Raw genomic sequence first — 8,691 nt, forward strand, 5'->3', positions numbered from 1 at the left:
AGGAGAACAACCCCCGTGCGAATACTCGGACTCGGAGGGTCCCACCACGACTTCGGCGCCTGCCTGGTCGAGGACGGTCGCGTCGTCTCCGCCGTCGAGGAGGAACGCCTCGTCCGGAAGAAGATCGCGTTCGGCCTCGGACCGCGCCTGCAGCAGTGCCGGGCCGGCGACTACGTCCTCGCCGAGGGCGGCCTCGGTCCGCAGGACGTGGACCTGATCGTCGCCAACGACTTCGTCAACCCGGTCTACACGCTGCGCCACCGCGACCGGATCGAATGGATCGGCCACCACCTCTCCCACGCCGCCAGCACCTTCTACACCTCGCCCTTCCAGGAGGCGGCGGTCCTGGTGATGGACGGCCGCGGCTCCACCGTCGAGCGCGACGGCGAGCAGCACGGCGAGACCGTCACCTTCTACCGGGGCGACGCCGACGGACTCACCCCCGTACGCAGCCTGACCGGCCGGGTCGCGACCGCCGAGCACCGGCTCGACGACACGTACGAGAACTCCATCGGCTGGATGTACGAGGCCGTGTCCAAGGAGATCGGCTTCCGCACCGTCGGCGGCATGGGCGCGCCCGGCAAGACCATGGGCCTCGCCCCGTACGGCACCCCGCGCCACGTCGAGGCGCTCGCCGCGCTGTACGACCTGCACGACGGGACCTTCCGCCAGTCGCTGGCCCAGCAGGACGCGGTGCGCGCCCTCGTCGCCGGCGAGCTGGCGAAGGCCGCCGACGAGGAGGCCGCGGACGCGGTCCGCGCGGACTTCGCGTACGCCGTGCAGGCCAACACCGAGCGGATCGTCGTCGAACTCGCCCGCTGGCTGCACCGGGAGACCGGCGCCACGGACCTCTGCCTGGCCGGCGGGGTCGCCCTCAACAGCGTCGCCAACTACCTGATCCTGCGGGACACCCCGTTCGAGCGGCTGCACATCGTGCCGGCCGCGGGCGACGGCGGCACCGCGATCGGCGCGGCCCTGTACGGGCACCACGTGCTCGGCGGGCACCCGTGGGCCCCCTCCCCCGAGCTGTTCTCCCCCTACCTGGGCCGGCTGCACACCGAGGCCGAGATCGAGGCGGCCGTCGCCGCCCAGGGCGGGCGGCTGCGGGTGGAGCGCCCCGACGACCTGTACGCGACGGTGGCCCGCGAACTGGCGGACGGCGCCGTCGTCGGCTGGTTCCAGGGCCGCTCCGAGATCGGGCCGCGCGCGCTGGGCAACCGCAGCATCCTCGCCGACCCGCGCGACCCCGGCATGAAGGACCGCATCAACGCCAAGGTCAAGCACCGGGAGGCGTTCCGGCCGTTCGCCCCGGTGGTCCTGGAGGACCGGCAGACCGAGTACTTCGACACCGCCGTCCCCGCCCACTACATGCTGCTCGTCCCGCAGGTGCGGGAGGACCGGCGGACGGACATCCCCTCGGTCACGCACGTCGACGGCTCGGCGCGGCTGCAGACCGCGACGCCCGCGCTCAACCCCGAACTGTGCGCGCTGATCACCGCCTTCGACCGGATCACCGGGGTACCGGTGCTGCTCAACACGTCCTTCAACGACAACGAGGAGCCCATCGTGGAGTCGCCCGAGGACGCGGTGCGCTGCTTCCTCACCACCGAGCTGGACGTGCTGGTCCTGCACGGCCTGGTCGTCCGCAAGGCGGACGGCACGTGACCGGGCGCCCCACCGTCGTCCTGCTCTGCGGCGGCCTCGGCCTGCGCCAGCGCAGCGACGGCGACGACCTCGCCAAGCCGCTGCGCCCGCTCCCGGACGGCCGGGCGCTGATCCTCCACGTGCTCGACTACTACCGCTCGTTCGGCCTGGACGACTTCGTGCTGTGCACCGGCTACGGCGCGCGGGCGATGGAGCGGCTGCTGCTCGACGCGTTCCCGGTCTCCCCTGCGGACGTCGAGACCGGCCCCGGCCTGGTCCGCTTCTCCGCCGGCGGCACCCGGATCACCCTCGTCGACAACGGCCCGTCCGCCGAGAAGTCCGTCCGCCTGCTGGCGGCGGCCCCGCTGCTGCGGCCCGGCACGTTCCTGCTCGGCTACGGCGACGTGCTCTCCGACTTCGACCTGCACCGGCTCCTCGCGCACCACCGGGAGAGCGGCAGCGCCGTCACCATGACCGCCACCCGGGTGCGCTCCCGGTACGGCGAGATCGTGGTCGGCGCCGGCATGTCGGTCACCGCGTTCGTCGAGAAGCCGCTGCAGCCCGCGCTGATCTCGGCCGGCTACTTCGCCTGCTCGCCCCGCCTGCTCACCACCCTCTCGCCCGAACTCGGCCTGGAGGAGGACGTGTTGCCGATGCTGGCCGAGGCCGGCGAGGTCGACGCGGTGGTGCACGACGGGCGGTGGCTGCCGTTCGACACCTACAAGGACTTCGTCGACGCCGAGGCGCTGGCGCAGGAGGAGGGACTCCCATGGCCGACCCCGGTCCGGGCCTGAACCGGACCGCGCCGCACTGGCGCGGCCGGCAGGTCCTCGTCACCGGCCACAGCGGCTTCGTCGGCTCGTGGCTCACCACCGCCCTGCTCCGGCTCGGCGCCGACGTCACCGGCTTCGCGGCCGACGGCGACGAGCGGACGAGGGCCCGCAGCACCGGCCTCGCCGGGCTCGGCGCACGCACCGTCGTCGGCGACGTCCGCGACCTCGACGCCGTGCACCGCACCATGGCCGCGCGGCCGTTCGACGTGGTGTTCCACCTGGCGGCCCAGCCGCTCGTGAGCGCCGGCCTCGCCGACCCGCACACCACCCTCGGCACAAACATCACCGGCTCCCTCAACGTGCTGGAGGCCGTCCGCCGGTGCGCGCCCGGGGTGCTCGTCCACGTCACCTCGGACAAGTGCTACCGCAACCGGAACTGGCCGTGGCCCTACCGGGAGATCGACGAACTCGGCGGCGGCTGCCCGTACAGCGTCTCCAAGGCCGGCGCGGAGCTGGTCTTCGAGGCGTACGCGACGCTGCTGCGCGACACCGGCGCACCCACCCGGGGCGCCTCCGTCCGCTTCGGGAACATCATCGGCGGCGGCGACTTCGCCCTCGACCGCCTGGTGCCCGACCTGCTGGCCGCGCTCGACGCGGGCCGCCCGGTACGGCTGCGCCGCCCCGGTGCCGTCCGCCCCTGGCAGCACGTGCTGGACGTCGTCCGCGGGCTGCTCCTGCTCGCCGACCGGCTGGCCGACGGCACGGTCGCCACCGGCGAGGTCCTCAACTTCGCGCCGCCCGGCGACGGTGCGACCGTCCTCGACCTCGCCCGCGCCCTCGACGCGGCCTGGGTGGCCACCGGCGGCCGGCCCGCCGAGCTGTCCGCCGACCCCGGGACCCGCTTCACGGAGGACGAACTCCTGCGCCTGGACGGCCGCAAGGCCGCCGAGCTGCTCGGCTGGCGCCACCGCTACGACCTCGGGGCCTCGGCCGCCGCCGTCGTCGCCTGGCACCGGGCCGTCCGCGCGGGCACCCCACCCGCCGAGGAGACCGCGGCCCAGGTCGAGGACTTCCTGCGCGACTCCTCCGACACCCACCAGCAGACCGACGGACAGGCAGGCGAGCAGCAGTGAGCAGCGCACGACGGGCAGTCGTCTTCTCCCGGGAGTACCCGCCGACCACCGTCGGCGGCACCAGCACCGTCGCCCGCAACCTCGCCGTCGGCCTGGTCGCGGAGGGCTGGCAGGTCTCCGTCGTCACCTCCCGCCCCGGCGCCGTCGACGACCTGCGCGAGCAGGTCGACGGCGTGAGCGTCCACCGCGTCGGCACCGACGTGGTCTACAACTCCGGCAGCGGGCTCGCCGACGACAGCCTGCGCGTCCACCGGCGCTTCCACACCGCCGCGCAGCGGCTCGCCGAGGAGGACGGGGCTCCCGAACTGGTCGCCCTGCCCGACCTGTTCTGCTACCCGGAGGCGGCGATGTTCGCCCGCAGGCACGGCGTGCCGCTGGTCAACGTCCTGCTCCAGGACTTCCGTGCCATCACCCCGTACGACCGGGACAAGCACCGTGTCACCAGCGGGGTCACCGCCGACCGGGCGCACCTGGTGGAGCTGGAACGCAAGTCCGTCCTCGGCAGCGACCACACCGTCTTCATCAGCCGGGCGCTGTCCGACGCGGTGACGGGCTACTACCCGGAGAACACCGCACCGCACTCGGTGATCCACCTCGGTGTCGACCCCGACGAGATCCGGGCGGTCGAAGAGGACCCGCAGTGGCGGCGGCGGCGCGACGCCCTGGCCATCGGCGCCGAGCCGCTGCTGGTCGCCTGCGGCCGGCTCGTCCCGGTCAAGGGCTTCGCCCAGCTACTCACCGCGCTCGACCTGCTCGGCGCGGTCCGGCGGCCGGACGGCACCGCCGTCCGGCCGCACCTCGCGCTGGTCGGTGTCGGCCCGGAGGAGCAGCCGCTGCGCGAACTCGCCGGCCGGCTGGGCCTCACGGACCGGGTGACGTTCCTCGGCGACGTCCCCCGGCAGGAGGCGCTCGGCTGGATGTCCGTCGCCGACGTCGCCGTGGTGCCCAGCCTCTGGGAGTCGTTCTGCTACGTCTGCGCGGAGATGATGGCGTTCGGCCGCCCGGTCGTCGCCACCGCCGTGGACTCGCTGCGCGAGCTCGTGCCCGGCCCGGAGTTCGGCTACCCCGTCCCGGTCGAAGGCCCCTCGGGCGCCCGGGTCCTCGACCCCGCGGTCCTCGCCGACGCCCTGCGCCGGGCCTTCGCGGACCCGGAAGAGGCCGCCCGGCGCGGCGCCGCGGCCCGCGCCCGCGTCGACGAGCACTTCACCAACCGGCGCTTCGCCCGGCGGGTCTCCGACCTCGGACGCGAGCTGGCGGAACGGCGGGCCGATGGCTGACGGCGGGCCGACGGCCGGGGCCTTCGCCGCCACCGGGGCCGGGCGCGGGGCCTCCGCCGGGGCCGACCGCGAGCGGATCGACGCCCTCTGCGCCTCCGTCACCGCCCCCGACCGCCACAGCGCCCGGCTCGCGCAGGTCCGCCAGCTCGCCCTCGCCCGCCCGTCCGGCAGCCTGGGCCGGCTCGACACCCTCGTCCAGCGGGTCGCCGGCATCCGCCGTACGGCCTCGCCCGGCCCGCTGGACACCGTCGTCAGCGTGCTGGCCGGTGACCACGGCGTAGCCGCACACGGCACCTCGCGCTTCCGACCCGGCGTCACCGGCCGGGTGCTGCGCCTCATCGACAGCGGGCAGGCGCCCGTCAACATCCTGGCCGACCGCCTCCCCGCCCGCGTGGAGACGGCCGACTTCGGCCTGGTCGACCCGGTCGGCGACCAGCGTTACAAGATCGCTCCCGGCACGGCCGACATCTCCGTCCGGGACGCCATGACCGCGGATCTGGCCGTCCGCGCGGTCGCGGCCGGAGCCCGCTTCGCCGAGGAACGTCTCGGCGGAGCGGGCCTGGTCGCGATCGGTGAGATCGGCGTGGGGAACACCACCGCCGCCACCGCCCTCGCCGCCCGGCTGCTCGGCCGGACCGCCACCGAACTGACCGGCCTCGGCTCGGGCGTCCCGCAGGACACCGTCCGGCAGAAGGCCGCCCTCGTCGGCCTGGCGCTCGACCGGACCGCCCACCTGCCGGACGACCCGCTCACGGTGCTCGCCGCGCTCGGCGGCTACGAGATCGCCGGCAACACCGGCATCGTCCTCGCGGCGGCGGCCCGCCGGCAGGTCGTCCTCGTCGACGGCGCCATCACGGCGGTCGCGGCCCTGCTCGCCGTCCGCCTCTGCCCGGCGGTGGCGGGGTACCTGATCGCCGCCCACGAATCCACCGAGCCCTCGCACCGGCACGTCCTGGAGGCGCTCGGCCAGCCCCCGCTCCTCCGCCTGGAGATGCGCCTCGGCATGGCCTCCGGCGCCGCTCTCGCGGCCGGCCTGGTCAACGCCGCCCTCGCCGTCGCCGAGCTCACGCCCGGCGCCGCCGTCGCCGGCCTGGCGGAGGCCCAGTGACCGGCCCCACCGCGCCGCCCGCCCCGCCGGCCCCCACCGGCGCGGCCCCGGCACGGCGCGTACGCGGGGTGGTCTTCGACCTCGACGGGACACTGGCCGACTCCTGGTCCCTGCACCTGCGCTGCCTGCGGCGGGGCGTGGCCGCGGTCGGGCCCGACCGACCGAGCGGCGCGCGGCTCGCCGCCGCCCAGCGGCCGACGGACCTGGAGACGCTCGCGGCGCTGGTGCCCGCGGAGCTGCTGGCCGGGGCCGCCCGGGCGTACGACCTCGCGCTGCGGGAGGAGTTGGCGGGCGCCACGTCGCCCGTACCGCCGATGCCCGGCGCGCGGGAGCTGGTCGGCCTGCTGCGCGCGGAGGGGCTGGTGCTGGGGATCTGCACGGGCCGCTCCCGCGCTCACGCCCGGCTGCTGCTCGACGCGTGCGGCCTTGCGCTCGACCTGACCGTGGCCCGGGAGGACGCGGCCCGCCCCAAACCGGCCGCGGACGGCCTGCTGCTCGCCCTGCGGCGGCTCGGCCTGGCACCCGAGGAAGCGGTGTACGTCGGCGACAGCCCCGCCGACGCCCGGCAGGGGGCGGCGGCCGGGGTCGCCGCGACCTTCGTCCTGGGCCCGCCCGGTCCCGGCCGGATCGCCGCACTGAACGATCTCCCCGCAGCACTCCGAGAGGCCCGGTCATGACCAGCATCGTCCACGCGGTTCGCGACAACGGCGCACCGCCCGACGCCACCGCCCTGGTCGCGAACGGCCGGGCGTGGACCTACCGCGAGCTGCTGGCCGCCGCCGAACGGGTCGCCGCCGCCCTCGCCCGCCGGGACGTCCCCGGGGAGGGCGTGGTGGCGCAGCTGTCGGACCCGGCGGCGACGGCCGCCCTGGTGCTGGGCTGCGACCTGGCCGGGGTGCCGCTGGTGCACCGGGACGCCGCGACTCCCGGCAGCGTCGCAGGCCCGGTCGCCCGGGACACCGAGGCCGGCCCCGACGGCGGCACCGTCCTGTGCGGGGAACCCCCGCTGCGCCTCACCGGGGAGGGCCGCTCGGACCTGCCGGACGGTGTGCCGGCGGGCGCCCACGTCTTCCTGACCTCCGGCTCCACCGGCGCACCGACCGGGATCGTCCGCACGGCCGCCGCCGTACTGGCGGACGCGCGCCGGGTCGGCCGCTTCCTCGGCTACGGGCCGGACGCCCCCGTGGCGGTGGCGGCGCCGCTCTTCCACGCGTACGGGTTCAACTACGGGCTGGTCGCGCCGCTGGTGCTGGGCGCCCCCGTCCGGTTCTGCCCCGTCAGGTCGGTCCCCTCGCGGCTGCTGGCGGCGGTGCGGGACCACGGCGCGCGGACGCTCGTCGCCCTGCCCTTCCACTACGCGCTGCTGGCGCAGGCCGCCGCCGCGTCCGACGACACGGCCACGCCCCCCGGCCTGGAGGTCGCGGTGTCGGCGGGCGCGCCCCTGGGACCGGGAGTGGCCGCCGCCGTCGCCGAACGGTTCACCTTCCGGCTGCACAACTGCTACGGCTCCTCGGAGGCGGGCGCGGTCACGCTCGCCCCGGTCTCCGGCGGCGAGGCCGAGGGCTGGATCGGTGCGCCGCTGCCGGGGGTGGCGGCCGAGGTCGTACCGCCTGACGACGACGACCAGGGTCGGGGCGAACTCCTTCTGGCAACAAGCTCGTTGGCCTTCGGCCGGATCGGCCCGGCGGGCCTGGTCCCGCTCGATGTCGACGGGCGGGGCCGCTACCGCACCGGCGACCTCGCCCTCCCGCCGGCCCCGGACGGCGCCCTCCGGCTGGCCGGCCGCATCGGAAGCCTGATCAACGTGGCGGGCAAGAAGGTCGCCCCCGCCGAGATCGAACGGGTCCTGGCCGGGCACCCGGCGGTGGCCGACGTCCAGGTGTCGGCCGCCCCGGACCGCGCGCACGGACAGGTGCCGGTGGCCGAGGTCGTCCTGCGCGCCCCGGCGCCCGACCTGGTGCCGTGGTGCCGCGAGCGGCTGGCGCCCCACCAGGTGCCCCGGCGGATCACCGAGGTCCGGTCGATCCCCCGCTCGGTTACCGGAAAGCCGATCCGCCGCGAGGTCGCCCCGTGAACCCCTCCGCCTCCGTGGCCGACCCGCACGCCGCCCCGCACGCCTCTCCGCACGCCGCCCCGCACGCCTCTGCGCCGGAGCCGGGACGGCTCGGCCTGGTCGGCCGGCTGATCCTCGCGTGCGACGGCACGGTCACGCCCCTGGTCGAGCAGGTCGTGGGAGAGCGCATCGTGACCGCCGGGCTGGCCCACGCGCCGGAGCCGGCGGACGAGGAGGCCGCACGCCTGCTGGCGGTGCCGGTCGGGCTGACGCTGCTGTCGCGCACCACCGAGCTGGTCGGCGCCCGGTCCGGGCTGGTGCACGTGAGGGCCCGGACCCTCATGGTGGTGGAGGCGCTGCCCGCGCCGCTGCGGGCGGACCTGCTGGGCGGGGACGAACCGATCGGGCGGCTGCTGCGCCGGCACCGGGTGGAGTCGTTCCGCGAGATCGTCTCCTCGACGGCGCCCGCGGCCCAGGGGGGCGGCGCCCGGCGGTACCGGGTGGTGACGGGAGGGACCCCGGCGATGCTGATCGACGAGGTCTTCTCCGCACGGTGCCTCGGCGAACCGGTCTGACCGGCCTGACCGGTCTGACCGCCTGATCGGCGGCACGACGGGCCCGTGCCCACCGAACGGACGGCGGCGGCGGTCGGGGTGTCAGCCCCACCCCCCGCCCCCCCGGGGCCCCCCCCGCCGGCGGTTCG

Annotated in this window: 8 protein-coding genes; all 8 read left to right on the forward strand. The window is 76.1% G+C overall.

Annotated features, from left to right (window positions below; translation table 11 throughout):
- Positions 1 to 15: 15 nt before the first annotated feature.
- The 8 genes from ACFWOG_RS05970 to ACFWOG_RS06005 are packed head-to-tail and all read left to right on the forward strand — an operon-like array spanning position 16 to position 8,563.
- Positions 16 to 1,665 (forward strand): carbamoyltransferase, encoded by a 1,650-nt coding sequence (locus ACFWOG_RS05970; protein ID WP_380355237.1) that lies wholly within the window; start codon positions 16 to 18, stop codon positions 1,663 to 1,665.
- Positions 1,662 to 2,438 (forward strand): sugar phosphate nucleotidyltransferase, encoded by a 777-nt coding sequence (locus ACFWOG_RS05975; RefSeq protein ID WP_329950948.1) that lies wholly within the window; start codon positions 1,662 to 1,664, stop codon positions 2,436 to 2,438. The genes ACFWOG_RS05970 and ACFWOG_RS05975 overlap by 4 nt, the downstream gene beginning before the upstream one ends.
- On the forward strand, positions 2,414 to 3,550 hold the full coding sequence (gene rfbG / locus ACFWOG_RS05980) for a CDP-glucose 4,6-dehydratase (protein ID WP_380355241.1): 1,137 nt from the start codon (positions 2,414 to 2,416) through the stop codon (positions 3,548 to 3,550). The genes ACFWOG_RS05975 and rfbG overlap by 25 nt, the downstream gene beginning before the upstream one ends.
- Positions 3,547 to 4,827 carry a glycosyltransferase family 4 protein gene (locus ACFWOG_RS05985; RefSeq protein ID WP_380355244.1) on the forward strand — a complete coding sequence of 427 codons (1,281 nt, stop codon included), beginning with the start codon at positions 3,547 to 3,549 and terminating at the stop codon, positions 4,825 to 4,827. The genes rfbG and ACFWOG_RS05985 overlap by 4 nt, the downstream gene beginning before the upstream one ends.
- A complete protein-coding gene (locus tag ACFWOG_RS05990) occupies positions 4,820 to 5,935 on the forward strand; it encodes a nicotinate-nucleotide--dimethylbenzimidazole phosphoribosyltransferase (RefSeq protein ID WP_329950951.1) in 1,116 nt (371 codons plus the stop codon). Before ACFWOG_RS05985 ends, ACFWOG_RS05990 begins: the two co-directional genes overlap by 8 nt.
- Complete coding sequence (locus tag ACFWOG_RS05995; protein WP_380355247.1) at positions 5,932 to 6,612, forward strand: HAD family hydrolase; 681 nt, start codon at positions 5,932 to 5,934, stop codon at positions 6,610 to 6,612. The genes ACFWOG_RS05990 and ACFWOG_RS05995 overlap by 4 nt, the downstream gene beginning before the upstream one ends.
- Entirely contained in the window at positions 6,609 to 8,009 is a 1,401-nt protein-coding gene (locus ACFWOG_RS06000) for a class I adenylate-forming enzyme family protein (RefSeq protein WP_380355250.1), read from the forward strand. Before ACFWOG_RS05995 ends, ACFWOG_RS06000 begins: the two co-directional genes overlap by 4 nt.
- On the forward strand, positions 8,006 to 8,563 hold the full coding sequence (locus ACFWOG_RS06005) for a chorismate--pyruvate lyase family protein (RefSeq protein ID WP_380355253.1): 558 nt from the start codon (positions 8,006 to 8,008) through the stop codon (positions 8,561 to 8,563). The genes ACFWOG_RS06000 and ACFWOG_RS06005 overlap by 4 nt, the downstream gene beginning before the upstream one ends.
- Positions 8,564 to 8,691 lie beyond the last annotated feature (128 nt).

The organism is Kitasatospora sp. NPDC058406 (assembly GCF_042722765.1).
GTDB lineage: Bacteria > Actinomycetota > Actinomycetes > Streptomycetales > Streptomycetaceae > Kitasatospora.